Source organism: Streptomyces mangrovi, assembly GCF_900114215.1.
Classification (GTDB): domain Bacteria; phylum Actinomycetota; class Actinomycetes; order Streptomycetales; family Streptomycetaceae; genus Streptomyces; species Streptomyces barkulensis.
Window position 1 is genome coordinate 211,455 of record NZ_FOSG01000010.1, and the last position, 25,021, is coordinate 236,475.

General features: G+C 73.4%; 23 protein-coding genes. 12 read left to right on the forward strand and 11 right to left on the reverse strand.

Annotation, left to right across the window (positions count from 1 at the left end; all coding sequences use genetic code 11):
* The first annotated feature begins 46 nt into the window (after positions 1-46).
* The gene (locus tag BM237_RS16435; protein WP_093850414.1) at positions 47-490 is read left to right on the forward strand and encodes a DUF6278 family protein; all 444 of its coding nucleotides are present in this window, start codon (positions 47-49) and stop codon (positions 488-490) included.
* Positions 491-584: 94 nt separating this feature from the next.
* Here the strand turns inward: BM237_RS16435 and BM237_RS16440 are convergent, their stop codons facing one another.
* Both BM237_RS16440 and BM237_RS16445 read right to left on the reverse strand, forming a co-directional pair.
* Positions 585-1,340 carry a GntR family transcriptional regulator gene (locus BM237_RS16440; RefSeq protein WP_093850415.1) on the reverse strand — a complete coding sequence of 252 codons (756 nt, stop codon included), beginning with the start codon at positions 1,338-1,340 and terminating at the stop codon, positions 585-587.
* Between the two features lie 178 nt (positions 1,341-1,518).
* Positions 1,519-2,301, reverse strand: a complete 783-nt coding sequence (locus BM237_RS16445) for a hypothetical protein (RefSeq protein ID WP_093850450.1) — start codon at positions 2,299-2,301, stop codon at positions 1,519-1,521.
* A gap of 135 nt (positions 2,302-2,436) precedes the next feature.
* Here BM237_RS16445 and BM237_RS16450 point away from each other — a divergent pair, with 135 nt between their 5' ends.
* Positions 2,437-3,804: a hypothetical protein gene (locus BM237_RS16450; protein ID WP_245793665.1), complete on the forward strand. Its 1,368-nt coding sequence runs from the start codon at positions 2,437-2,439 to the stop codon at positions 3,802-3,804.
* 80 nt (positions 3,805-3,884) lie between these two features.
* Here the strand turns inward: BM237_RS16450 and BM237_RS16455 are convergent, their stop codons facing one another.
* Positions 3,885-4,682 carry an SIR2 family NAD-dependent protein deacylase gene (locus BM237_RS16455; protein WP_093850416.1) on the reverse strand — a complete coding sequence of 266 codons (798 nt, stop codon included), beginning with the start codon at positions 4,680-4,682 and terminating at the stop codon, positions 3,885-3,887.
* A 145-nt stretch (positions 4,683-4,827) separates the two neighbouring features.
* On the opposite strand from BM237_RS16455, the gene BM237_RS16460 reads away from it, so the two are divergent.
* The 4 genes from BM237_RS16460 to BM237_RS16475 all read left to right on the forward strand — a co-directional run bounded on the left by BM237_RS16460 (position 4,828) and on the right by BM237_RS16475 (position 9,331).
* Complete coding sequence (locus tag BM237_RS16460; RefSeq protein WP_093850417.1) at positions 4,828-6,651, forward strand: gamma-glutamyltransferase family protein; 1,824 nt, start codon at positions 4,828-4,830, stop codon at positions 6,649-6,651.
* Positions 6,652-6,753: 102 nt separating this feature from the next.
* Positions 6,754-7,563, forward strand: coding sequence for an inositol monophosphatase family protein (locus BM237_RS16465; protein WP_093850418.1), 810 nt, complete (start codon positions 6,754-6,756; stop codon positions 7,561-7,563).
* 36 nt (positions 7,564-7,599) lie between these two features.
* The gene (locus BM237_RS16470) at positions 7,600-9,024 is read left to right on the forward strand and encodes a phytoene desaturase family protein (RefSeq protein WP_093850419.1); all 1,425 of its coding nucleotides are present in this window, start codon (positions 7,600-7,602) and stop codon (positions 9,022-9,024) included.
* 103 nt (positions 9,025-9,127) lie between these two features.
* Entirely contained in the window at positions 9,128-9,331 is a 204-nt protein-coding gene (locus tag BM237_RS16475) for a DUF2191 domain-containing protein (protein WP_093850420.1), read from the forward strand.
* A gap of 106 nt (positions 9,332-9,437) precedes the next feature.
* Here BM237_RS16475 and BM237_RS16480 read toward each other — a convergent pair whose 3' ends face one another.
* Positions 9,438-11,153 carry a BCCT family transporter gene (locus tag BM237_RS16480; protein ID WP_093850421.1) on the reverse strand — a complete coding sequence of 572 codons (1,716 nt, stop codon included), beginning with the start codon at positions 11,151-11,153 and terminating at the stop codon, positions 9,438-9,440.
* A 150-nt stretch (positions 11,154-11,303) separates the two neighbouring features.
* Between BM237_RS16480 and BM237_RS16485 the strand changes: the two genes are divergently transcribed.
* The 6 genes from BM237_RS16485 to BM237_RS16510 all read left to right on the forward strand — a co-directional run bounded on the left by BM237_RS16485 (position 11,304) and on the right by BM237_RS16510 (position 17,731).
* A complete protein-coding gene (locus tag BM237_RS16485; protein WP_245793666.1) occupies positions 11,304-12,452 on the forward strand; it encodes a glycerate kinase in 1,149 nt (382 codons plus the stop codon).
* Between the two features lie 286 nt (positions 12,453-12,738).
* Positions 12,739-13,575, forward strand: coding sequence for an ABC transporter ATP-binding protein (locus BM237_RS16490; protein WP_093850423.1), 837 nt, complete (start codon positions 12,739-12,741; stop codon positions 13,573-13,575).
* On the forward strand, positions 13,572-14,396 hold the full coding sequence (locus BM237_RS16495) for an ABC transporter ATP-binding protein (protein WP_175541036.1): 825 nt from the start codon (positions 13,572-13,574) through the stop codon (positions 14,394-14,396). The genes BM237_RS16490 and BM237_RS16495 overlap by 4 nt, the downstream gene beginning before the upstream one ends.
* Positions 14,393-15,283, forward strand: a complete 891-nt coding sequence (locus BM237_RS16500) for a branched-chain amino acid ABC transporter permease (protein ID WP_093850424.1) — start codon at positions 14,393-14,395, stop codon at positions 15,281-15,283. Before BM237_RS16495 ends, BM237_RS16500 begins: the two co-directional genes overlap by 4 nt.
* Positions 15,276-16,451, forward strand: coding sequence for a branched-chain amino acid ABC transporter permease (locus BM237_RS16505; RefSeq protein ID WP_093850425.1), 1,176 nt, complete (start codon positions 15,276-15,278; stop codon positions 16,449-16,451). The genes BM237_RS16500 and BM237_RS16505 overlap by 8 nt, the downstream gene beginning before the upstream one ends.
* Positions 16,448-17,731 carry an ABC transporter substrate-binding protein gene (locus BM237_RS16510; protein ID WP_093850426.1) on the forward strand — a complete coding sequence of 428 codons (1,284 nt, stop codon included), beginning with the start codon at positions 16,448-16,450 and terminating at the stop codon, positions 17,729-17,731. Before BM237_RS16505 ends, BM237_RS16510 begins: the two co-directional genes overlap by 4 nt.
* 315 nt (positions 17,732-18,046) lie before the next feature.
* Here the strand turns inward: BM237_RS16510 and pssA are convergent, their stop codons facing one another.
* The 7 genes from pssA to BM237_RS16545 all read right to left on the reverse strand — a co-directional run.
* The gene (pssA, locus tag BM237_RS16515; protein WP_245793667.1) at positions 18,047-18,904 is read right to left on the reverse strand and encodes a CDP-diacylglycerol--serine O-phosphatidyltransferase; all 858 of its coding nucleotides are present in this window, start codon (positions 18,902-18,904) and stop codon (positions 18,047-18,049) included.
* Positions 18,891-19,538: a phosphatidylserine decarboxylase gene (locus tag BM237_RS16520; protein ID WP_093850427.1), complete on the reverse strand. Its 648-nt coding sequence runs from the start codon at positions 19,536-19,538 to the stop codon at positions 18,891-18,893. The genes pssA and BM237_RS16520 overlap by 14 nt, the downstream gene beginning before the upstream one ends.
* A 180-nt stretch (positions 19,539-19,718) precedes the next feature.
* Complete coding sequence (locus BM237_RS16525) at positions 19,719-20,924, reverse strand: acyl-CoA dehydrogenase family protein (RefSeq protein ID WP_093850428.1); 1,206 nt, start codon at positions 20,922-20,924, stop codon at positions 19,719-19,721.
* A gap of 1 nt (position 20,925) precedes the next feature.
* Positions 20,926-21,459: a MaoC family dehydratase gene (locus BM237_RS16530; protein ID WP_093850429.1), complete on the reverse strand. Its 534-nt coding sequence runs from the start codon at positions 21,457-21,459 to the stop codon at positions 20,926-20,928.
* 135 nt (positions 21,460-21,594) lie between these two features.
* Entirely contained in the window at positions 21,595-22,581 is a 987-nt protein-coding gene (locus BM237_RS16535; RefSeq protein ID WP_093850430.1) for an HpcH/HpaI aldolase/citrate lyase family protein, read from the reverse strand.
* Entirely contained in the window at positions 22,578-24,623 is a 2,046-nt protein-coding gene (locus tag BM237_RS16540; RefSeq protein WP_093850431.1) for a protein meaA, read from the reverse strand. Before BM237_RS16540 ends, BM237_RS16535 begins: the two co-directional genes overlap by 4 nt.
* Positions 24,624-24,634: 11 nt before the next feature.
* Positions 24,635-25,021 (reverse strand): zinc-binding dehydrogenase (locus BM237_RS16545; RefSeq protein ID WP_139238121.1); only part of this gene is annotated, 387 nt, incomplete at its 5' end.

Consider the following 25,021-nt stretch of genomic DNA (forward strand, 5'->3'; position numbering starts at 1 on the left):
CGTGCCTTGTGCCGTTCGCCGCGCCGGTGATGTCACGCTGAGGCGTATGAACATCCCCTTCCTGGACAACTGGCGCAAGAGGCACGGCATGTCCCGCGGGGTGGCGGTGATGCAGCCCGCCTCCCACGACGCCGAGGGAGTGGCGCAGCTGCTGTCCGAGTGCGAACTGCTGCGCAGGCAGGCCGAGTCGGCGGGGATCGAGTTGGAGGACACGCCCGGTTCACTGGCCGCCCTCGACCAGCTCCTGCCGCGCTGGCGCGACGAGGGTCCCGAGGCGCTGACCTGGCTGGGCAACGACGCGGGCCTGTATCTGGGCACCGTCGTCGTCCGCACGGTGCCGGGCGCGGAGTGGCAGGTGTGGCCGAACGGCCGGCCGGTGGTGCGGCTGGCCTCCGGGCGGGAGCTGGACGTGGTGGCGGCGGGCCACGAGTGGGCGCTCAGCGGCACACCGGAGCTGTCGCAGGTGTACGCGGAGGCATCCGAGGCGTGACGGGCGCCGGCCGGACCGGCGGCGAGCGCATGACGGGCGCCGGCCGGGACGCACCCGGGCCGCGAGACCCGGTCGTGGCCGGGGAGCGGGCCCGTCAGCCGGGGAAGTCGATGCGGTACTCCAGCCGCCACCGGTCCGCGCGCACCACGATGTCGGAGGTCTCCACGGCCCGGCCGTCCGCCGTGTGGTGGGTGCGCTCGATGACCGTCACACACTGCCCGGGGGAGCATCCCAGGGCCTGTGACTCCGCGCTGGTGGCCGACCGCGAGCCGACCAGCTCGGTGGCCCGCGCCACGGGGAGGCCGATGGCCGCGAACCGCTCGCGCACCCCGCGCCGGGCGTACGGGCCGCGCTCGGGGAAGACCACCTCGGTGCCCTCGGTGAGAGCCAGCGGCTCCCAGCTGGTGGCGAGCTGGAGCGGGCGCCGGTCGGCGAGGTACTCGTACCGCGTGCACATCACCCGGTCGCCCGCGCCGATGCCCAGCCGTTCGGCTATCCGCGGCGGGGCCCCGGTGGCGGCGGAGGCGGCCTCCCACAGCAGTGCGGGGGCGGCCGGGGAGCCGGTGAGCAACCGGGCCGCGAACGGCGAGTCCACCGCCTCGCCGGTGCGCAGCAGGCTGCCGGCGGGGCTGCGGTCGGTGACGAAGACCCCCCGCCCGAACTGCCCCTCCGCATAGCCGGCGGCCTTCAGCACGCGCACCGCCCGGTCCACGGTCTGGTCGCTGGCGGCGTAGGTGCGTTTCAGCTCCGAACGCGAGGGGATGCGGGAGCCCACGGCCAGGGCCCCCTCGTCGATCTGCTGCCGCAGATCGTCGGCGATCCGCTGGTAGACCGGTCTGCTGTCGCCCATCCGGGACTCCTCTCCGTACTGCCGCCTGCGGGGTGGGAACGGTCTCCGTACCTGGGTCAACAGGGTAGGAGGGGGGCCTGTGCCGCATGAGGCGTCGTGGGCAACATCATCAAGAACACCTCGGCGACATCGGTACCCGGTTCCGCGAACTCCTTGCGTAATCCGGTGCTTGACCGGGTCAGTTCTCCGTGCGGCTCCTCGCCCGGTGCTGGCGGCGGGCGGGCGGGGGTACGGAGGCGGGCGCGGACGGCGCGGTGGTGGCGTCCCGGGTTACGTCCGCGACCAGTTCGACGACATCGGGTCCGTACGCCTGGGAGTTGACCACCTTCAGCAGCAGGCAGAAGTCGCCGCCGGTGCCGTACTTGCGGGCCAGCCGGGCGTGGTGGCGGGCGAGATGCCGGGCGGCCGCCTGGTTGGTGACGGCCCGCTGGCCGCACAGGACGAACACCGGGTGGGAGCCCTCGCCCGCGGTGAGCCGGGCGAGCAGGACGTACTCCACCGATCCCCGCTCCATCCGGTAGCGCTCGCCGCCGATGGTGAACGCGGCCTGGTCCGGGCCCGGTTCGGGGGTGGTGTCGATCCTCACCCCCGGCAGCAGGGAGTGGAGGTGGGCCGCCGTCCGCCGGTTCGCCGCCGGGCCTCCCACGCAGAACTCGGTCCGCTCGCCGAAGCCCTGGCGGACGTTCTCGTGCGACAGCACCTGCGCGTTCGCGCGGCACTCCTTGACCAGTGCGGACAGCTCCAGCAGGGCGAACACGTCGTCGCGGGAGACGGCGCCCTCCCCCGTGGCGGCCTTGCGGCCGACCACCAGCAGGCACTCGGAGTGCTCCGGCATCCCGAAGAAACGCTGTTTGCGGCGGAGCGCGCGGCGCCACAGGTAGGTGCGGCCGAACCAGCCGAGCGAGGTGGTGATGCCGGCCGCGAGCACGCCCAGCACGATGTCGCGCAGGTTGTCGTCCATGGGGCGGAAGCGTATCGCCGGATGCCGCATCTGTTCGAAACATGACAAGGGAACGGGGGGCGGGGCGGGGGCGTGAAAACTGTTCGTAGCACGGCGGTGACAGCCGATGAAACACACCCGGTGTGCCATGGCCCCATGCCAGTGCCGAAACCGACCGGCAGCATCCACCGGGCCGCTGCCTGCCTCGACGTACCCGGCGGTCCGGACCTGCCCGAGGCCGCCGAGTTCGCTGCCGCGCTCACCGCGCTCACCGCCGAACTCGACCCGGCCGCCGGATGGTACGCGGTCTTCGCCCGGCGCGACCCCGAAGGGCTGGCCGCCTGCCTGGCGGGCCGCCGGATCCCGCCGTGGGACGTGGTCGCATCCCTGCTGGACGATCTCACCGTGCGCCGGGGCCCCCGGCGGGCACGCCCCCGGGCCGCATGGCTGAGGACGCTGTACCTGGCGTCGCTCACGGCCTGCGACGAGGCGGCCGGCGACCCGCGGCGGCGGGCCGCAGAACTGCGGGACGTGCTGACGCGGACGCTGCGTGAGCAGCGGCACGCGGCCCAACGCGAACAGGCCCTGGCCCGCGTGCTGACGGCGGGCGGCCACCCGGCCGGCGCCGGCAGCCTGGCCGCCGACCTCGCCTGGGCGCGCGACGACCGGGCCCGTGCCACGGCCCGCTGCCGGGAACTGCGCGAACGCCTGGCCGTCCTGGTGGCCCGCGGCGGGGCCGGTCCGGGGCACGGACCCGGACACGTCCCCTCGTCCCCGGAGCCGTCCGGCCCGGTGCGCGCCCGGCCGCGAGGGGCCCGGTTCGCCGGGCTGGAGACCGGGGCGCGGGCCGATCCGGCCGCCGGCCCCGTACCCGCCGCGATCCCGGCCGTACCCGCCCCGCGCGGGGCCCGGTTCGCCGGAGTGGAGAGCGAGGGGGACGAGCGGGCGACGCGGCCCGAGGACCCGGCCGGGGACGCGGCCCGGGCGGCCCGCGTCCAGAGGCGGTGCGACGAGACCGTCGCCCGGCTGGCCGGGCTGCGCGCCCGCGGCCGCACCGGAGAGGCGCACGCCCTGCTGTGCGAGGCCGCCGGCCGTCCCGCCCTCTGGCTGCCGGTACTGGTCGAACGTCTGGAGCAGGCCGGTATGGGCGCCGATGTCGCGGACCTGCTGTGGGAGGCCGCGAACCTGCCGCCCGGCCCCCTGGCCGAGGCCGCCGAAGCGCTCGCCGCCGCGGGCCGCGCCGAGGACTGCGGGCGGCTGCTGCGGCAGGCGGCCGCGCGTCCGGCGGGGGAGGTGGCCTCCGCCGCGCTCGCCCTGCGCGGGGCGGGCCTCGGCTCCGGGGCCGTCGAACTGCTGTCGGCGGTGGTCCGGGCCCGGCGACCGGAGGAGGCGGCCGAGGCCGTGGCGGCCGACCCGGCCGCCCTGACGCCCCTGCTGCTGGCGGCCGCGGCACGGGTCTCCGACCGCCGCCGCAGGGACATCGAGGGGGTGCTGGCCCGGGGACGCCCCGCCGCCGGCCGGTGACCGTCCCGCCCGCGCTCGCCCGCGTTCGGCCATCCGGCCGTGTCCGGGACAGGACACCCGGCGCGGTCGTGCCGCCCGACTCAGCCCGCCGCCAGCTCCTCCAGCAGGGCCGGCAGCGCCCGTCCGATCGGCTCGCGCACCACCCGGTCGGCCAGCGGGTCGTACGGCGTGGGCTCGGCGTTGACGATCACCAGCCGCGCACCGTGCTCGGCGGCGATCCCGGCCAGCGAGGCGGCGGGCTGCACCTGCAGACTGGTGCCGACCGCGACGAACACCTCGCACGCCTTGGCCACGGCCAGCGCCTCGCCCAGCACCTGCGGGTCCAGCGCCTCGCCGAACATCACGGTGGCCGACTTCAGAATGCCGCCGCACCGCAGGCACTCGGGGTCCGCGACCCCGGCCCGCACCCGCTCCAGCGCCCGCTCCATCTCCGAACGCGCATGGCACCCGGTGCACACCACGGCCCGCGCGGTCCCGTGCAGCTCCAGCACCTTGCGCTCGGGCATCCCGGCCATCTGGTGCAGCCCGTCCACGTTCTGGGTGATCACCCGCACCGGTACCCCGGAACGCTCCAGCCGCGTCACGGCCTCGTGCGCGGCGTTCGGCCCGGCCCGCAGCGCCGGGCTCTCCAGCCGCATCCGCCAGGAACGGCGGCGGATCTCCGGATCGTTCATGTAGTGGTCGTAGGTGACGAGCTTCTCGGCCTCGGGGTCCTTGCGCCACACCCCGTTCGGGCCGCGGTAGTCGGGGATCCCGGAGTCGGTGGAGATCCCCGCGCCGCTGAGGAGGGCCACCAGCGGCCTCCGGCCCGTCCCGGCCCCTTCGCCCCGGCTCTTCCCGCCAGGGTCCTGCGCGCCCGGCCTGCCCTGCGTGCTCATGCCTCCGAGCCTACGCAGCCGGGCCCCGGACCTCGACCGCGTTTCCGCCCGGCCGCGGTGGTGGCACACTGCGCCCGGACACGCCCGCGTCCGCCGGCCGTGCCGCCCCTTGCCGACCGACCGCCTGCCCCCGGGAGCCGAGCCGATGACCTTCACCACCCGCCCGACCCTGCAGGGCACCTTCGGGATGGTCTCCAGCACCCACTGGCTGGCCTCCGCCTCCGCCATGGCCGTCCTGGAGGACGGCGGCAACGCCTTCGACGCGGCCGTCGCCGCGGGCTTCGTCCTCCAGGTCGTCGAGCCGCACCTCAACGGCCCCGCCGGGGAGGTGCCGATCATCCTGGCGCCCGTCGGCGGCCCGGTGCGGGTGCTGTGCGGGCAGGGGCCCGCGCCGCGCGGCGCGACGGTGGAGCACTACACCTCGCTCGGCCTGGAACTGGTGCCCGGCACGGGCCCGCTGGCCGCCGCCGTCCCCGGCGCGTTCGACGCCTGGATGACACTGCTGCGCGACCACGGGACCCGCGAGCTCGCCGATGTGCTGAAGTACGCCGTCGGCTACGCCGAGCACGGCCACCCGGCCGTACCCGGGATCGGGGCGACGGTGGAGCGGGTGCGCGGACTGTTCGAGACGGAGTGGACGACATCCGCCGAGCTGTATCTGCCCGGCGGGCGCCCCCCGGCGCCCGGCGCCCTGCTGCGCAACCCCACTCTCGCCGCCACCTGGCGGCGGCTGCTGGCCGAGGCGGAGTCGGCCGGGACGGGACGCGAGGGGCGTATCGAGGCCGCCCGGCGGGTGTGGCGCGAGGGCTTCGTGGCCGAGGCGCTCGCCGACTTCGCCGCCCGTCCCGCCATGGACACCTCCGGCGAGCGCCACGCCGGCACCCTCACCGGCGACGACATCGCCTCCTGGTCGGCCGCCTACGAGGAGCCCGTCACCCACGACTGGAACGGCTGGACGGTCTGCAAGGCCGGCCCCTGGTCGCAGGGCCCGGTGATGCTCCAGCAGCTCGCCCTCCTGGCGGACCTGCCCGCAGGCGGGCCCGAGTACGGCACCGGGGAGTACCTCCACACCGTGATCGAGGCGAGCAAGCTCGCCTTCGCCGACCGCGAGGCCTGGTACGGCGACGCGCGGGGGGCCGACACCGTACCGCTGGACGACCTGCTCTCCGGCGCCTACACCGCACGCCGCCGGGCCCTCATCGGGGAGAGCGCCTCCCACGAGCTGCGCCCCGGCGGCCCCGGCGGACGCACGCCCCGGCTCGGCGCCCACGCGGCCGGGGCCGCCGCACGGGCGGGGGACGGCTCCTGGGGCCGGGACCGGGCCGCCGGCACCGGCGAGCCCACCGTGGCCCGCGACGGCGCGACCTCTGGCGACACCTGCCACCTGGACGTCGTGGACCGCCGGGGCAACATGGTCAGCGCCACGCCCAGCGGCGGCTGGCTCCAGTCCAACCCCGTCGTCCCCGCCCTCGGCTTCCCGCTCGGCACCCGGCTCCAGATGGCCTGGCTGGAGCCCGGACTGCCGAACACCCTCACCCCGGGCCGCCGCCCGCGCACCACCCTCACCCCCTCGCTCGCACTGCGCGACGGGGAGCCCGTCCTGGCCTTCGGCACGCCCGGCGGCGATCAGCAGGACCAATGGCAGACCCACTTCCTCCTCGCCGTCGCCCTGCGCGAGCCGGTGCGCGGCGGCTACGACCTCCAGGGCGCCGTCGACGCCCCGAACTGGCACCACGAGGGCTTCCCCGGCTCGTTCTGGCCGCGCGCCATGCGGCCGGGCGCCGTCACGGTCGAGTCCCGAGTCGGGGAGGAGGCCATCGGCGAGCTGCGGCGGCGCGGGCATCTGGTGACCGTCGGCGGCCCCTGGACGGAGGGGCGGCTGTGCGCGGTCGCCCGCGACCCGGAGACGGGCGTGCTGTCGGCGGCGGCCAACCCGCGCGGCATGCAGGGCTACGCGGTCGGCCGCTGACGGCCTCGCAGCGGCTCCGCCAAGTGGACCGGGGGGCTCGCGTTCACCCCGCGGCCATCCGCCGTCCGGCGGGAACCCGCGGCGGCGTGTTTCCATGGACGGATGATCGACGACGAACTGCTGACGGGGGTCGAGGAGGCCGTGCGCAAGGCCGCCGCGGCCGAGGTCATGCCGCGCTGGCGGCAGCTGGCCGCCCACGAGGTGACCGAGAAGAGCGGCCCGCACGATCTGGTGACCGTCGCCGACCGGCGCGCCGAGGAGCACCTGACCGGGGCCCTGACCGCGCTGCTGCCCGGCTCGGTGGTCGTCGGCGAGGAGGCGGTGCACGACAACCCGGCGGTCTATCGCGCGCTGGGCGGCGAGGCGCCGGTGTGGATCGTGGACCCGGTGGACGGCACACGCCAGTTCGTCCACGGCGACCCCGGATTCTGCACCCTGGTGGCCCTCGCCCACGGCGATACGCTGCTGGCCTCCTGGACGTACGCGCCCGCCCGCGAGGAACTGGCCGTCGCCGTGCGCGGCGAGGGAGCACGGCTCAACGGCGAGGAGATCCGCTCCGGCGGCCCCGCGCCGGACGCGCCCCTGGAGGTCGCCCACTCGCACCCGGACTTCACCACCGACGCGCAGAAGCGCTCCCTGGAGGGCCTGTACACCGACGAGGTCAGGCCCCGGCCGTGCGGCTCGGCGGGTCTGGAGTACCTGAACGTGGCGCGCGGCGCGCTCGACGCGGTGGCCTTCACCTGGGAGAACGCCTGGGACCACGCCGCCGGGCTGCTGCTGGTGGCCGAGGCGGGCGGCGGCCACGCCACGCTCACCGGGGAACCGTTCCGCCTGGCGGGCGGCAACGCGCTGCCCTTCACCGCCGCCCGGGACGCGCTGACGGTGCGTCGTATCCTCTCCCTGCTGGCCTGAACCGGTCAGACCTCAGCGCCGAGGGGAGAAACCGACGTGGCGTCGATGCGGGACGTGGTCGTGGTGGGAGCCGGTCCGAACGGGCTGACCGCCGCGGTGGAGCTGGCCCGGCGGGGCTTCTCCGTCGAGCTGTTCGAGGCGATGGAGTCGGTCGGGGGAGGGGCGCGCACCGAGGAGCTGACGCTGCCCGGCTTCCGGCACGACCCCTGCTCGGCCGTGCACCCGCTGGGCGTCGGCTCGCCCGCCTTCTCCGCGATGCCGCTCACCGAGCGGTACGGCCTTGAGTGGCTCCACCCCGAACTGCCCCTGGCCCACCCCTTCCCCGACGGCACGGCCGGGGTGCTGGCCCGCTCTCCGGCCGAGACGGCCGCCTCCTTCGGGCCGCGCGACGCGGGGACGTACCGCCGGCTGGTGGCGCCGTTCCTGGGCCGCTGGACGACCCTGGTCGGGGACTTCTTCAAGGTGCCGTGGGACGGGCTGCCCCGCGACCCGGTCACCCTGGCCCGCTTCGGGCTGCTGGGGCTGCGGCCGGTGGACTGGCTGGTGCGCCGCTTCCGCGACGACACCGCCCGCGCGCTGATGTTCGGGCTGGCCGCCCACGCCATCGGCCCGACCACCTCGCCCGCCACCGGCGGCATCGCCCTGGTCTTCGCACTGGCCGCGCACGAGGTCGGCTGGCCGATGCCGCGCGGCGGCTCGCAGTCCCTGTCCGACGCGCTCGCCGCCTACCTGCGCGACCTGGGCGGACAGATCCACACCGGGGTGGAGGTGCGGCGGCTGGACGAGCTGCCGCCCGCCCGCGCCTACGTCTTCGACACCTCGCCCACCGCGCTGGCCCGCATCGCCGGACTGGGCGACGCCTACCGGCACTTCCGCTACGGCGCCGGCGTCTTCAAGATCGACTACGCCCTGGACGGACCGGTCCCGTGGGCTTCCGAGGAAGCCCGCCGCGCCGGGACCGTCCACATCGGCCCCTCCAGCGGCGAGATCGCCGCCGCGCTGCGCGCCGCCTCCACCGAGGGCGTCCGGCCCGACCCGCCGTTCCTGATCACCGCCCAGCCCACCGTGGTCGACCCGGGCCGGGCGCCGGAGGGCAAACACGTCTTCTGGGTGTACGGCCATGTGCCGCGCGGCTGGAGCGGGGACGCCACCGAGGCGATCGAGCGGCAGATCGAGCGCTTCGCGCCAGGCTTCCGCGACCGGGTGCTGGCCCGCGCCACCGCCGGGCCGCCGGAGCTGGCGACCCGCAACGCCAACTACGTCGGCGGCGACATCGCCTGCGGCGCCTTCACCGGGCTCCAGACGCTGCTGCGGCCGGGGCTCGCCCGTATCCCGTACGCCACCGCCCACCCGGCCGTCTTCCTGTGCTCGTCGGCCACCTGGCCGGGCCCGGGCGTCCACGGCATGCCCGGCCACAACGCGGCCAAGGCGGTCTGGCGCCGCCTGCGGGCGCGCGCATAGCGTGCCGCACGGACCCGTCCGGCCGGGCCCGGGAGCCCGGCCCCGGCGGACGGGTCCGTGCGACGGGCTCCCCGCCCGGCCGGGCGAGGGCTAGAGTGCCGCCATGGCGAAGACGGAGATCTCGCTCGACACCGAACTGGTCGTCGAGGTCATGGTGCTGAGCGGGATCGGCAACCCCCGCGACGCGATCGAGGCGGTCGTGCGCGACTACGTCGTGCGCGGTCACCGCACGGAGACGCGGACGGGCGAGGAGGCGGAGACCCGGCTGCGGGAGATCGACACAACGCCCAGGATCCAGGAGGGCTGAGCCCGTCGCAGGGGGCGGGCCCGGCGTCCGGAGCCGGCTGGTTCGGGCGCGTGCGCCGGCCTCTCCCGGCGGGGCGGGACCCCGCCGGGAGAGGCGCCCGGAGGCGTCAGGAGTCCTGCGGGTCCTCGCCCTCCCGCGCCGGGGACTTGCCACCCCCGGCCGCCCGCCGCAGCCGCGGATGGCGACGGGCGCTCTGCTGCTCGCTGACGGCCTCGCCGACCATCGCCCGGATGGCCTCGCGCGCCCCGTGCAGCGGATGGTGGCGGGGCGGCCCGGCGCCCGGGTCCTCGCGCAGCTCCTTCACCAGCGACCAGCACAGCGCCAGCATCACCACGACGAAGGGCAGCGCCACCAGGATCGTCCCCGTCTTCAGCCCCTCCAGGCCGCCGGCGACCAGCAGCACGGCGGCCACCGAGGCCATCAGCACACCCCAGGTGACGACCAGCCACTCGCGCGGGTGCAGCGCGCCGCCGGAGGTCAGCGAGCCCATCACCAGGGAGGCGGAGTCGGCGCTGGTGACGAAGTAGGTCATCACCAGGATCATCGCGATCACCGAGGTGACCGTGCCCAGCGGCAGTGCGTCCAGCAGACCGAACAGCGAGGCCTCCACGCCGTCCTCCAGCCGCCCGGCCATGTCCGCCTCGCCGGTGGCGTCCAGCCGCATGGCGCTGCCGCCCATCACGCAGAACCAGACGACCGTGACGCCGCTGGGTACCAGCAGGACGCCGGTCAGGAACTCGCGGATGGTGCGGCCGCGGGAGATGCGGGCGATGAAGGTGCCCACGAACGGTGCCCACGACAGCCACCACGCCCAGTAGAAGATCGTCCAGGTGCCCAGCCACTCCTTGTTGCCGAAGGCGCCGGTCCGGGAGGAGAGCACGACCAGGTCCTGGAGGTAGGCGCCGACTCCGGCCGGGATCGCGTCGAGGATGAACACGGTCGGGCCCAGCAGGAGGACGAAGAGCATCAGCGCGGCCGCGAGCACCACGTTCATGCTGCTGAGCCACTTGATGCCCCGGTGCAGTCCGGAGAAGGCCGAGACGACGAACGCGGCCGACAGCACCAGGATGACGAGCAGTTGCAGCTCCCGGGAGTCGTCCCAGCCGACCGTCAGGTTCAGGCCCTTGGCCACCTGGAGGGCGCCCAGGCCCAGGCTGGTGGCGGTGCCGAAGACCGTGGCGAACACGGCCAGCAGGTCGATGACCCGGCCGGGCCAGCCGTTCGCGCGGCGCTCGCCCAGCAGCGGGACGAAGACCGAACTGATGCGGTTGCCGCGGCCCTTGCGGAAGGTGACGTAGGCCAGGGCGAGGCCGGCCACGCCGTAGATCGCCCAGGGGTGCAGCGTCCAGTGGAAGAAGGAGTACTCCAGCGCGACGCGCTCGGCCGCGCCGCTGCCACTCTGGACGTCACCGAAGGGCGGCGGGTCGACGTAGTACGTCAGCGGCTCGCCGACGCCGTAGAACATCAGGCCGATGCCCATGCCGGCACTGAACATCATCGCGATCCACGCCAGGTTGGAGAACTCCGGTTCGTCGGAGTCCTTCCCGAGCCTGATCCGGCCGAAGCGGCTGACCGCGATCACCAGGCACAGCACCAGGAAGAGGTCGGCTGCCAGGGTGAACAGCCAGCCGAAGTTGCCCAGCACCCAGTTCAGCGCGGTGGTGGAGACGGAGGAGAAACCGTCCGTGCCGATGGCCGCCCAGGCCACCACGGCCAGCACGGTCACCACTCCGACGGCGATCACCCCGGTGTCCGGGGGCGGGTCCTTCCGGGCCGTCTCCGGGGCGGGCTCCCGGGGCGGATTACTCACATCGGTGCTCATATCACCCAACTATGAAATGGTTCTTCCGGTTCGTCGGACGGGCGCGCCGAGCGGTCGCGGGCCGTCCGAGGGCGCATCGTGGTTCCGCGTGCCCGCCGCCGATAGGGTCTAGACGGCGCGACAGCCTGTTCGAGACACGAGAGAGACCGCGTGGAAACGACACACACCGAGACAGGCCGCGTGCTGATCGCCGCGGACAAGTTCAAGGGGTCGCTCACCGCCGCCCAGGTGGCCGAGCACACCGCGGCCGGGATCCGCCGGGCCCGCCCCGGCACCGGGGTCGAGGCGCTGCCCGTCGCGGACGGCGGCGACGGCACCGTCGACGCGGCGGTCGCCGCCGGGTTCGCGCTGCGCCAGACGGCGGTCACCGGGCCGCTGGGCAAGGCGGTCACCGCCTCCTACGCGCTGCGCGGCGACACCGCCGTGGTGGAGATGGCCCAGGCCTCCGGCCTCCAGAAGATGCCCGAGGGCGTCCTCGCCCCGCTGTCGGCCACCACCTACGGCACCGGTGAGCTGCTGCTCGCGGCGCTGGAGGCCGGAGCGCGCACCGTCGTCCTCGGCGTGGGCGGCTCCGCCACCACCGACGGCGGCGCGGGCATGCTCACCGCGCTCGGAGCCCGCCTCCTCGACGCCGGCGGCAACCCCCTCCAGCCCGGCGGCGGACCGCTGCGCCATCTGGCGACGGCCGACCTGTCGGGCCTGGACCCGAGGCTGAAGGACATCGAGATCGTCCTGGCGAGCGATGTCGACAACCCGCTCACCGGCCCCCACGGAGCCGCGGCCGTCTACGGCCCCCAGAAGGGCGCGCGGGAGGCGGACGTGGAGTTTCTGGATTCCGCGCTGGCCCACTACGCCCGCGTGCTGGAGACCGTTCTCGGCCCGCGCGCCGCGCGGCTGGCCCGGCGGCCCGGCGCGGGCGCGGCCGGCGGCGTCGGCTACGCCGCCCTGGCCGCGCTCGACGCCTCCTTCCGGCCCGGCATCGAGGTGCTGCTGGACGTACTGGGCTTCGCCGACGCCCTGGAGCGCGCCGATCTGGTGATCACCGGCGAGGGCTCGCTGGACGCCCAGACCCTGCGCGGCAAGGCCCCCGCCGGGGTGGCCGCCGCCGCCCGCCGGGCGGGCCGGCCCGTGGTCGCGGTCTGCGGGCGCCTGGCCATCGGCGAGGACGAACTGCGGGCCGCCGGGATCGAGGCGGCGTACGCCCTGGCCGACCTCGAACCGGACCCGGTCGTCTGCATGGCGCAGGCCGGGCCGCTGCTGGAGCGGGCGGCCGAGCGGCTGGCGGCCGAACGCCTGTGACCTGCCCCGAAGGCCCGGACCGCCCCGCGCGGTCCGGGCCTTCGGCCTGTCCGGCGCGGCCCCCCTCCCGTGCCCCCTTTCGCCCTCTTCCGTGACACCCCGCCATCCGCCCGGGAGCGGAGGCCGCGGGTCCGCTGTGCCCGTGCACAGCCGGGCCCGGGCACCTCTGGTCACCGGCAGCGATTCGCCCACCGGCCGTGGACGGCCCTTCGCGGCCGGTGCTGGGGTGAGCGCCGTGATCCCGGTGGAGCCCACCGGGGGACAGGACGGAAGAAGAGGAGGGCCGATGACGGCCGCTTCGCTGGAGGTCCGGGAGGTGTCCGTGGGCTACGGCCCGGTACGGGCGCTGAACTCGGTCTCCGTTGATGTACCCGAGGGCGCGGTGGTCGCCGTCCTCGGCGGCAACGGCGCCGGCAAGACCACCCTGCTGCGCGCGGTCTCGCGCACCCTGCGCTTCCACGGCGGGACGATCGCCTCCGGCACGGTCTCCTTCGCCGGACGGCGGCTGGACGGCCTCACCCCCGCCCAGGTGGTGGCCGCCGGGGTGGTGCAGGTGCCCGAGGGGCGGCAGGTGTTCGCCCGGATGACCGTGGCCGACAACCTCCGCGCCGGCGCGCTCGGCGCGACCGGGGGCCGCCGGGCGGCCGCCGAGGCGCAGGCGCGGGTCCACGAGCTGTTCCCGGTGCTGGCCGAGCGGGCGCACCAGCGGGCCGGACTGCTCTCCGGCGGCGAGCAGCAGATGCTCGCCATGGGCCGCGCCCTGATGGCCCGCCCCAAGCTGCTGCTCCTGGACGAGCCCTCCCTCGGCCTGGCCCCCCTGATGGCCGACCGGATCGCCGAGACCGTACGGGAGATCAACGCCCAGGGCACCTCGGTACTGCTGGTCGAGCAGAACGCGGCGATCGCGCTGCGGCTGGCCTCCCGCGCGGTCGTCCTGGAGGTGGGGGAGGTGGTCCTGGCCGGGGACGCGGACGAACTCGCCGCCTCCGACGAGGTACGCCGCCGCTACCTGGGCGTCACCGACGACGCCGGGCACCCCGGCGCCCCGGAGGGCGCCGGCGCCGAGGGCGTGTCCGGAGGAGTCCCGCGCCCGGCCGCGACCCTGCGCAGGTGGTCGGCGTGAGGACCTCCGGCACCCGGGAACCGGCACCGGCACCCGCCGGGGAGGACGTCCCCGCGCTGCGGGTGGACGGCCTCACCGTCCGCTTCGCCGGGCTCACCGCGCTGGACGCCGTCTCCTTCACCGTCGAGCCGGGCAGCGTCCACGCCGTCATCGGCCCCAACGGCGCGGGCAAGTCCACCACCTTCAACGTCCTGTCCGGCGTCTACCGCGCGACCGCGGGCAGCGTCCGCTTCGGCGACGAGGAACTGACCGGGCTGGCGCCGCACGCGATCGCCTCCCTCGGCGTGGCCCGCACCTTCCAGAACATCGCGCTCTCCCCGTACACCACGGTCGCCGACACGTTGATGCTCGGCCGCCACCGGCTGACCCGCACCGGCTACCTGGCCGCCGGGCTCCGCCTGCCGCGGGCCGCGCGCGAGGCGGCCCGGCACCGCGAACGGGTGCGGGAGATAGCCGAGTTCACCGGTCTGGAGCCCTATCTGAACCAGCCCGCCGGCTCACTGCCGTACGGGCTGCAGAAGCTGGTCGAACTCGGCCGCGCGCTGTGCATGGAACCCCGGCTGCTGCTCCTGGACGAGCCCGTGGCCGGCATGACCGCCGACGAACGCCGCCGCACCGCGTCCCTGATCGCGGGTGTGCGCGAGGGGCTCGGCATCTCGATCGTCCTGGTGGAGCACGACATGGGAATGGTGATGCGGCTCGCCGACGCGGTGACCGTACTCGACTTCGGCCGCAGGATCGCCGACGGCACACCCGACGAGGTCCAGCGCGACCCCGCGGTCGTCCGCGCCTATCTGGGACAGGAGGCGGCGAGCGCATGACGACCTTCGTCGAACTGCTGCTGAGCGGGCTGTCCATCGGCTCGGTCTACGCGCTGATCGCCCTCGGCTTCGTGATCATCTTCAAGGCGACCGAGGTGGTGAACTTCGCCCACGCCTCGCTGCTGCTGGCCGGCGGCTATCTGACCGCCGTCCTCCGGGACGACATCGGGTTCTGGGCGGCCCTGCTGGTGGGCGTCGCGGGCGCGGCGGCGGTGGGCGCGCTGGTGGAGTTCCTGGTGATCCGCCGCTACCGCGGACACGACCACAGCGTGCTGGCCATCGTCACCATCGGCGTCGACATCGTGCTGGTCACCGAGCTGACCCGGCAGATCGGCGCCCGCGTCCTGCCCATGGGCGACCCGTGGGGCGCTCAGGTGCTCACCCTCGGATCGGTCAGCATCCCGCAGACCCGGGTGGCCGCCTTCGTCACCGCCGCCCTCATCATCGGCGCCTTCCTGCTGGCCTTCCGCTTCACCTCCTGGGGCGTGGCGATGCGGGCGGTGGCCGAGCACCCCGAGACCGCGGCGCTGATGGGCATCCGGCTGGGCCGGGTGTCCTCCTCGGCCTGGGCGGTGGCGGGCGCACTGGCCACGGTCGCCGCCCTGTTCCTGACCGTCTTCCCCACCCCCGGCCTGGAGCGCGGCACCTCCCTGGTGGCGCTCAAGGCCTTCCCCGCCGCGATCCTGGGCGGACTGGACTCCACCACCGGGGCCCTGGTCGGCGGGCTGGTCATCGGCGTCACCCAGTCCATGGCCGCCGGCTACCAGAGCGACCTGACCTTCCTGGGCCGGGGCATCGGCGACCTCGCCCCCTATCTGGTGATGCTCCTGGTCCTGCTGGTGCGTCCGGCGGGCCTGTTCGGAACGAGGGAGCTGTCCCGTGTCTGAGTCCACCACCGCCGCGACCACCGGGTCCGCCGGGACGGCCAAGGCGTCCGGGGCGTCCGGGGCCGGATCCGCCACCGGACGAGGCCGCCGGGCACGCGCCCGAGTCCGGCCGCCGCGCCGCGCCGCCGCGTACACGGTGGCCGCGGCGGCCGCGGGCGGCCTGCTGCTGCTCGCCCTGCCCTTCTACCTCGACCGCTTCTGGCTCCAGGCCGGGCTGCTGGCCATGGCCGCCGCCATCGGCGCGATCGGGCTGAACCTGCTGACCGGCGCCACCGGCCAGCTCTCCCTGGGCCACTCCTTCTTCCTCGCCGTCGGCGCGTACGGCTACTGCGTACTGGCCGGCGACACCGGCGGGGAGCTGACCGGTCTGGGTCTGCCCGGCTGGCTGGCGGTCACCGGCGCGGTGGCCCTGGCCGGTGCGGCGGGCGGGCTGTTCAGCCCGATCGCCGGACGGCTGCGGGGAGCCTACCTGGGCATCGCCACCCTGGCCCTGGTCTTCATCGGCCAGCATGTGCTGCTCAACGCACACGATCTGACCGGCGGTTACAACGGCCGCCCGGTCCCGCCGCTGTCGCTGCTGGGCATCACCTTCGACGACACCGAGACCGTGGTCGCCGCCGTGCCGTTCCAGTCGATGGAGAAGCTCTGGTACGCCGGGCTGGTCCTGCTGGCGGTGTGCGCCTTCTTCGCGCACGGCGTGCTGCGCGACCGTCCGGGCCGGGCGCTGAACGCCATCCGCGACCACCGGATCGCGGCCGGGGTGATGGGCGTGCCGGTGGCCCGCCAGCGGGCGGGGGTGTTCGTCCTGTCCTCGATGTACGCGGGTCTGGCCGGGGTGCTGCTGGCGCTGGTCTTCCAGCAGACCGTGCCCGAGTACTTCGGCATCGTCCTGGCCCTGGAGTACCTGGCCATGATCGTCATCGGCGGTCTGGGCTCGGTCTCCGGAGCCGTCACGGGGGCCGTGTTCGTCACCCTGCTGCCCCAGATCCTCACCCGCTACAGCGAGGCACTGCCCCTGGTCTCCGCCCCCGGAACGGGCGGGGTCGCACCGGGCGAGATGTCCCGCTACCTGTACGGCGCCGCGATCGTGGCGATCGTGCTGTTCCTGCCGGGCGGCCTGGTGCGGCTCGCCGCCCGCCGCGGTCACACCAAGAAAGACGAGGCATGAAGACTGTGAAGACGCAGAAGAAGCACACGGCGCGCGCCGCCGCGGTGGTCGCCGCGACCGCCCTCGCCCTCATCGCCACCGGGTGCAGCTCCAAGGCGGGCGGCGGCGACTCCGGCGGCACCGGCGCCGACGGCGTGCGGACCGACAAGGGCGTGACGGACGACACCATCCGGATCGGCGCCCTCACCGACATGACCGGTGTCTACGCCTCCCTGGGCAAGAGCGTCACCCAGGCCCAGCAGCTCTACATCGACAAGATCAACGACGACGGCGGGATCTGCGGGCGGAAACTGGAGCTGACCGTCCGCGACCACGGCTACGACGCGGGCAAGGCCATCCCCGCCTACACCGAGCTGCAGCCCAAGGTGGTGGGCTTCGTGCAGTTCCTCGGCTCGCCGTTCGTCAGCGCGGTCAAGGAGCGCATCGACGCTCAGCACAAGGTGCTGGTGCTGCCGCAGGCCTGGTCCGCCGACCTGCTGGGCAGCGAGTACATCCGGGTCATCGGAGCCACCTACGACGTGGAGACGGTCAACGCGATCGACTTCCTGCTGAAGGAGGGGAAGATAGCCGAGGGCGACAAGATCGGCCACGTCTACTTCGAGGGCGACTACGGCGAGAACGCCCTGAAGGGCGCTCAGTACGCGGCCGAGAAGGCCGGGCTGACCCTGGTGGAGCAGAAGATCAAGCCGACCGACGAGGACATGTCCGCCCAGGTGGCGGCGTTCAGGAAGGCCGGTGTGAAGGCCATCGTGATCAGCGCCGGGCCGCGCCAGGCCGCCTCCCTGGTCGGTGTGTCGGCGGCCGGCGGCCTGAACGTGCCGATCATCGGCAACAACTCGGCGTTCGCGCCGCAGCTGCTGAAGACCCAGGCCGGCCCGGTCCTGCAGAAGGACTACTACGTGGCCGCCTCGACCCTGCCCATCGGATCCGAGGAGCCGGAGCCGGCCAGGCTGGCCCGGGAGTACGCCAAGGCCTACCCCGACGACATCCTCGACAACGGCGTGGCCGCGGGCTGGAGCGCCGCCTCCGTCTTCGGCGCGGCGCTGAAGCAGGCGTGCGACGACAAGGACCTCACCCGGGAGGGCGTGGTCAAGGCGCTGACGTCCATGGAGGACCACGACGGGGGCTTCGGCATCCGGCACGACTTCACCGACCCGAACCTGCCCTCGACGCGGGAGACCTTCATCCTCAAGCCGGACGGGAAGACCAAGGGCGGGCTGAAGGTGCATCGCGAGGCGGGGACCTCCGAGAACGCGCAGGCGTTCTCCTTCGAGGAGTGACCGCGGGTCGGTGACCGCCGGTCGTGACCGTGCGGCGGCCGGGCGATGCGGACGGGGCCCGGGCTCGGAGGACGAGCCCGGGCCCCGCTGCGTCCGTCGGGCGGGCCCGGGGTCTGTCGCCCACCCCCTCCTCGCCCGGCCTCCTCCTGAAGCCTTCCGGAGCCTCCTGGTGAATCCGCTGGTGTATCCCGGCGCGGACCGGGAAGACGCGGACCAGGAGGAGAAGGCGGGAAAACCTCGGGCGCCGGACGGATTCCATGGAATCCGTCCGGCGCCCGAGGTGCGAACCGGCCGCCGGTCGGCGGACAGGGCCGGCTAGGGCTGGGCCGCCGCCCGCGCCTCACGGCGGTTGTCGCGGAAGGTGTTGACCCGGCGCGCGGTGGCGAACAGCGGGATCACCGCGCCCAGCACCAGCTGCAGCGCGCAGCCGGTCTGCAGCAGCAGCTCACCGCCGGGGGCGTCGAAGGCCCAGGCCGTCAGCAGACCCATGCTCAGCACGATCCAGCCGAGCATCGCCACGGCCAGCAGCCCGCGCGGCTTGGGGTACTCCACCCGGCTCACCATCAGCCAGGCCACCCCGACGATGGCCAGCAGCGTCGGGACGAACGGCAGCTCCAGCAGCACGATCGAGACGACCGTCAGCGCCCCGAAGGGGCTGGGCATGCCCTGGAACACCCCGTTGGGCAGGGTGACGCAGGAGAACCGGGCGAGCCGCAGCACCACCGCCAGCAGCACCACGATCCCGGCGAGCGCCGAGACCCCCTGGTGCGCGTCGTTGGCCACCATCCCCCAGACCAGCACGAAGTACGCGGGCGCCAGCCCGAAGCTGATCAGGTCGGAGAGGTTGTCCAGCTCCGCGCCCATCGCCGAGCTGCGCAGCTTGCGGGCCACGAGCCCGTCGAAGAGGTCGAAGACCGAGGCCAGCAGCATCAGCATCACGGCGGTCGCGGCGCTGTGCCGGGCCATGCCGCCGTCGCCGTTGCCCGTCAGATGGGGGATCAGGACGCCGGTGGTGGTGAAGTACACCGCCAGGAAGCCACAGGTGGCGTTGCCCAGGGTGAGCGCGTCGGCTATCGACAGCCGCATGGACAGCGGCATGTCGCCCATCTCGTCGCCGTCGTCCTCCGGGCCGGCCTCGGGGACCCACTGGGTCTTGGGGTCAATCACGGTCAAGGCGAGTCACCCCCGCGGTCGTGGGCTGGCCGACCTCGACGTCGACCTCGACGCCCTCCGGGAGGTAGAGGTCGACACGGGACCCGAAGCGGATCAGGCCGATCCGCTCACCCTGCTCGACCTTGGCGCCCTGCTCGATGTACGGAACGATCCGCCGGGCCACGGCGCCGGCGATCTGGACCATCTCGATGTCGCCCAGCTCGGTGTCGAAGTGCCAGACGACCCGCTCGTTGTTCTCGCTCTCCTTGTTGAACGCCGGAACGAAGCCGCCGGGCACATGCTCGACGGACGTCACCGTGCCCGCCAGCGGGGCGCGGTTGACGTGGACGTTCAGCGGGCTCATGAAGATCGCGACGCGGGTGCGCCCGTCCTTCCACGGCATGATGCTCTGCACCACGCCGTCGGCCGGGGAGATGACACGGCCCTGGGCGATCTCTCGCTCGGGGTCGCGGAAGAACCACAGCATGCCCGCCGCCAGGGCGGTGGCGGGCACTGCCGCTACCGCCGCACCTCTCGAGCGCCTGGCGCGGGCCAGACTGAGGGCGGCGGTGGCGACGGTCGGGAGGAGCCACGGCGACGCTCCGCGCGCGAGACGGACGCGGCCGCGTTGTGCAGAGGATGGGCTGTGGGGCATGGATGACCTTCGTAGCGGAGGGTGCCGCGTAAACACGGGGGACGGCGGCTTTCCCGGGATGCTATCGGTTACCGGTGGCAACTGGGCAAGCCAGAGCACCTGTCGGGACCGCGGGCTCCCCGGAAGGCCTTGGTTCGGGGTGTCGTCCCTCTGGAGGGAAAACACCCCGAATAAGGCATTCTACCCCTGGATCTTGTACTCCTCCAGGAGTCGGCGTCCCACGATCATCTTCTGGATCTCGGCGGTGCCCTCGCCGATCAGGAGCATCGGGGCCTCACGGTACAGCCGTTCGATCTCGTACTCCTTGGAGAAACCGTAACCGCCGTGGATGCGGAACGCGTCCTCCACGACCTCCTTGCAGTACTCCGAGGCGAGGTATTTGGCCATCCCCGCCTCCAGGTCGTTGCGCTGCCCGGAGTCCTTCTTCCGTGCGGCGCCGACCATCAGGGCGTGTGCGGCCTCCACCTTGGTGGCCATTTCGGCCAACTTGAACTGAATTGCCTGGTGCTGGGCGATCGGCTTGCCGAAGGTGTGCCGCTGCTGGGCGTAGGAGACGCCCAGCTCGAAGGCGCGCTGGGCGACCCCGCAGCCGCGCGCGGCCACGTTGACCCGGCCGACCTCGACGCCGTCCATCATCTGGTAGAAGCCGCGGCCGGTCGCGCCCCCCAGGACCCGGTTGGCCGGGACGCGCAGGCCGTCCAGGATCAGCTCGGTGGTGTCGACGCCCTTGTAGCCCATCTTGTCGATCTTGCCGGGGATCGTCAGCCCCGGCTTGACCTCGCCGAATCCCGGCTCCTTCTCGACCAGGAAGGTGGTCATCGACCTGTGCGGGGCGGTGCCGTCGGGGTGGCCCTCGTCGGTGCGGCACAGCACCGCCACCAGCGAGGAGGTGCCGCCGTTGGTCAGCCACATCTTCTGGCCGGTCAGGACGTACTCGTCGCCGTCGCGCACACCCTTGGTGGTGATGGCCGACACGTCCGAGCCCAGGCCCGGCTCGGACATCGAGAAGGCGCCGCGGACCTCGCCGGCCGCCATCCTCGGCAGGAAGTACTCCTTCTGCTCGTCGGTGCCGTGCTGCTTGAGCATGTACGCGACGATGAAGTGGGTGTTGATGATGCCGGACACGCTCATCCAGCCGCGGGCGATCTCCTCCACGCACAGGGCGTAGGTGAGCAGCGACTCACCGAGACCGCCGTACTCCTCCGGGATCATCAGACCGAAGATCCCCAGCTCCTTGAGGCCCTCCACGATCTGCGTCGGGTACTCGTCCCGGTGCTCCAGGTCGGTGGCGACCGGGATGATCTCCTTGTCGACGAAGTCGCGGACGGTGGAGACGATCTCCCGCTGGATGTCCGTCAGGCCCTCGGTCTGCGCCAGGCGCCCCATGTCACTTGCCTCCCTTTCCGGAGTCCCGCCCGTCCGTGCGCAGCTCGGGGCGGCCGGGCTGCTCACCTCCGCGCGCCTCGATGTACTCGGCGGTGGGCACCATCACCTTGCGGCGGAAGACGCACACCAGGGTGCCGTCCTGCTTGTAGCCCTTGGTCTCGACGTGGACGATGCCGCGGTCGGACTTCGAGCGCGACGGCGTCTTGTCCAGGACGGTGGTCTCGCCGTAGACGGTGTCGCCGTGGAAGGTCGGCGCCACGTGCCGCAGCGACTCGATCTCCAGGTTGGCGATCGCCTTGCCGGAGACGTCCGGCACGGACATGCCCAGCAGCAGCGAGTAGATGTAGTTGCCGACCACCACGTTCCTGCCGAAGTCCGTCGTCTTCTCGGCGTAGTTGGTGTCCATGTGGAGCGGGTGGTGGTTCATGGTCAGCAGGCAGAACAGGTGGTCGTCGTACTCCGTGACCGTCTTGCCGGGCCAGTGCCGGTAGACGTCCCCGACCTCGAACTCCTCGTAGGTGCGGCCGAACTGCATGGTGTGACTCTCCGTGGTGTGGTGGAAGGAGGGGGTACCGGACCGGGCCGCCCCCCTCCCCGCCCCTCCTCCCGCCCCGGGAGGGCGGCGCGGGAGGAGGGGCGGGGAGCCGGGAGCGGCCCGCGGTGGTGGGGCTCAGGCGGCCGGCGGCTCGAACTTCGAGGTCCGCTCCATGCCGGCGGCCCGGCCCTTGCCCGCGATGACCAGCGCCATCTTGCGGCTGGCCTCGTCGATCATCTCGTCGCCGAGCATCGCCGAGCCCTTCTTGCCGCCCGCCTCGGAGGTGAAGTACTCGTAGGCGTCCAGGATCAGCTCCGCGTGGTCGTAGTCCTCCTGGGAGGGGGAGAAGACCTCGTTGGCCGCCTCGACCTGGCCGGGGTGCAGCACCCACTTGCCGTCGAAGCCGAGGGCCGCGGCGCGCTCGGCGACGGCCCGGAAGCCGTCCACGTTCTTGATCTGCAGGTAGGGGCCGTCGATGGCCTGCAGGTTGTGGGTGCGGGCGGCCATCAGGATCCGCATCAGGATGTAGTGGTAGGCGTCGGCCGGGTAGCCGGGCGGCTGCTCGCCCACGACCAGGGACTTCATGTTGATGGAGGCCATGAAGTCGGCCGGGCCGAAGATGATGGTCTCCAGCCGGGGCGAGGCGGCGGCGATCTCGTCGATGTTCACCAGGCCCTTGGCGTTCTCGATCTGCGCCTCGATGCCGATGCGGCCGACCTCGAAGCCCATCGTGGTCTCGATCTGCGTCAGCAGCATGTCCAGCGCCCTGACCTGGGCGGCGTCCTGCACCTTCGGCAGCATGATGCAGTCCAGGTTGGGGCCCGCGCCCTCGACGACCGTGATCACGTCGCGGTACGTCCAGTGGGTGGTCCAGTCGTTGACGCGTACCACCCGGGTCTTGCCCGTCCAGTCGCCCTCGTTGAGGAACTTCACGATGGTGTGCCGGGCCTCGGGCTTGGCCAGCGGGGCGCAGGCGTCCTCCAGGTCCAGGAAGACCTGGTCGGCGGCGAGTCCCTGGGCCTTCTCCAGGAAGCGGGGGTTGCTGCCCGGGACCGCGAGGCAGGAGCGGCGGGGACGCAGCCGGTTGACCGGCGTCGCCGGGGCGCTCGGGTGAGACGTCATGCGGGGACCTCCAGGGGGTCGAGCTTGTTCGCGGTACGGATCTCGTCGACGATACGGCCGATGATCTCCGTGATGCCGAAGTCCTTCGGGGTGAAGACCGCCGCCACCCCGGCGGCACGCAGTGCCTCGGCGTCCGCGTTCGGGATGATGCCGCCGACGATGACGGGGATGGGGGTACCACCCGGGCCGCCAGGCCCAGGGGGATCATCGACGCCGGCCCGGTGCAGCCGGTCCAGTACGTCGGGCACCAGCTCGGCGTGCGAGCCGGAGAGGATCGACAGCCCCACGCAGTGCACGTCCTCGGCGACGGCCGCCGAGACGATCTGCTCGGGGGTGAGCCGGATGCCCTGGTAGACCACCTCGAAGCCCGCGTCGCGGGCCCGTACGGCGATCTGCTCGGCCCCGTTGCTGTGCCCGTCCAGACCGGGCTTGCCCACCAGCAAGCGCAGCTTGCCCGAGCCCAGCTCGGCGGCGGTGGCGGCCACCTTCCGGCGCACCTCGGCCAGCTGTGAGCCCTCCTCGGCGGGGGTCGCCACGGGCGCGGAGCTCACGCCGGTGGGGGCCCGGTACTCGCCGAAGACGTCGCGCAGGGCCCAGGCCCACTCACCGGTGGTCACCCCGGCCCGGGCGCACTCCAGGGTGGCCGGCATCAGGTTGTCCCTGCCGGCCGCGGCCCGCTTCAGCTCGGCGAGCGCCCGGTGGGCGCGGTCCTCGTCCCGCTCGCCGCGCCACCGCTGGAGGGCGGTGACGACGTTGCGCTCCACCGCCGGGTCCACGGTCATGATGGCCGTGTCCAGGTCGGCGGTGAGCGGATTGGGCTCGGTGGACTCGAAGCAGTTGACCCCGACGATCCTCTCCTCGCCGGACTCGATGCGGGCCCGGCGCTCGGCGTGCGAGGCGACCAGCCGCGACTTCAGGTAGCCGGACTCCACCGCCGCCATCGCGCCGCCCATCTCCTGGATGCGCTCGATCTCGGCGAGGGCGCCCTCGGCCAGCTCGGCGGTCCTGGCCTCGACCACGTGCGACCCGGCGAACAGGTCGTCGTACTCCAGCAGGTCGCTCTCGTGGGCGAGGACCTGCTGGATGCGCAGTGACCACTGCTGGTCCCAGGGCCTGGGCAGGCCGAGCGCCTCGTTCCAGGCGGGCAGCTGCACGGCGCGGGCGCGGGCGTCCTTGGAGAGGGTGACCGCCAGCATCTCCAGCACGATGCGCTGGACGTTGTTCTCCGGCTGCGCCTCGGTCAGTCCCAGGGAGTTGACCTGGACGCCGTAGCGGAAGCGGCGGTGCTTGGGGTTCTCGATCCCGTACCGCTCGCGGGTGATCTTGTCCCAGATGCGGGTGAAGGCCCGCATCTTGCACATCTCCTCGACGAAGCGGACGCCCGCATTGACGAAGAAGGAGATGCGCCCGACGACGTCGCCCATCCGCTCGGCGGGGACCTGCCCGGAGTCGCGCACCGCGTCCAGCACCGCGATGGCGGTGGACATCGCGTAGGCGATCTCCTGCACCGGTGTGGCCCCGGCCTCCTGCAGGTGGTAGCTGCAGATGTTGATCGGGTTCCACTTGGGCATGTGCGCCACGGTGTAGGCGATCGTGTCGGTGGTCAGACGCAGGGAGGGGCCCGGCGGGAAGACGTGCGTCCCGCGCGAGAGGTACTCCTTGACGATGTCGTTCTGCGTCGTCCCCGACAGCTTGGAGATGTCCGCACCCTGCTCCTCGGCGACCACCTGGTACAGCGCCAGCAGCCACATGGCCGTGGCGTTGATGGTCATCGAGGTGTTCATCCGCTCCAGGGGGATGTCCTGGAACAGCCGGCGCATGTCACCGAGGTGGCAGACCGGGACCCCGACCCGGCCGACCTCGCCGCGGGCGAGGACGTGGTCGGGGTCGTAGCCGGTCTGGGTGGGCAGGTCGAAGGCGACCGACAGGCCGGTCTGCCCCTTGGCGAGGTTGCGCCGGTACAGCTCGTTGGACGCCTCGGCCGTGGAGTGCCCGGCGTACGTCCGCATCAGCCACGGACGGTCTTTCTGGCGCTCAGCCATGGGGGTGCCCTCTACACGTTCCGGAAGCGGTTGATGGCGTCGATGTGCTTGGCCCGCGTCTCGGTGTCGCGCACGCCCATGCCCTCCTCGGGGGCCAGGCACAGCACGCCGACCTTGCCCTGGTGGGCGTTGCGGTGCACGTCGTGGGCGGCCTGGCCGGTCTCCGCCAGGGGGTACGTCCTGGACAGGGTGGGGTGGATCTTGCCCTTGGCGATCAGGCGGTTGGCTTCCCAGGCCTCGCGGTAGTTGGCGAAGTGGGAGCCGATGATGCGCTTGAGGCTCATCCACAGGTAGCGGTTGTCGTAGCTGTGCATGTAGCCGGAAGTGGAGGCGCAGGTGGTGATGGTGCCGCCCTTGCGGGTGACGTAGACGGAGGCGCCGAAGGTCTCGCGGCCGGG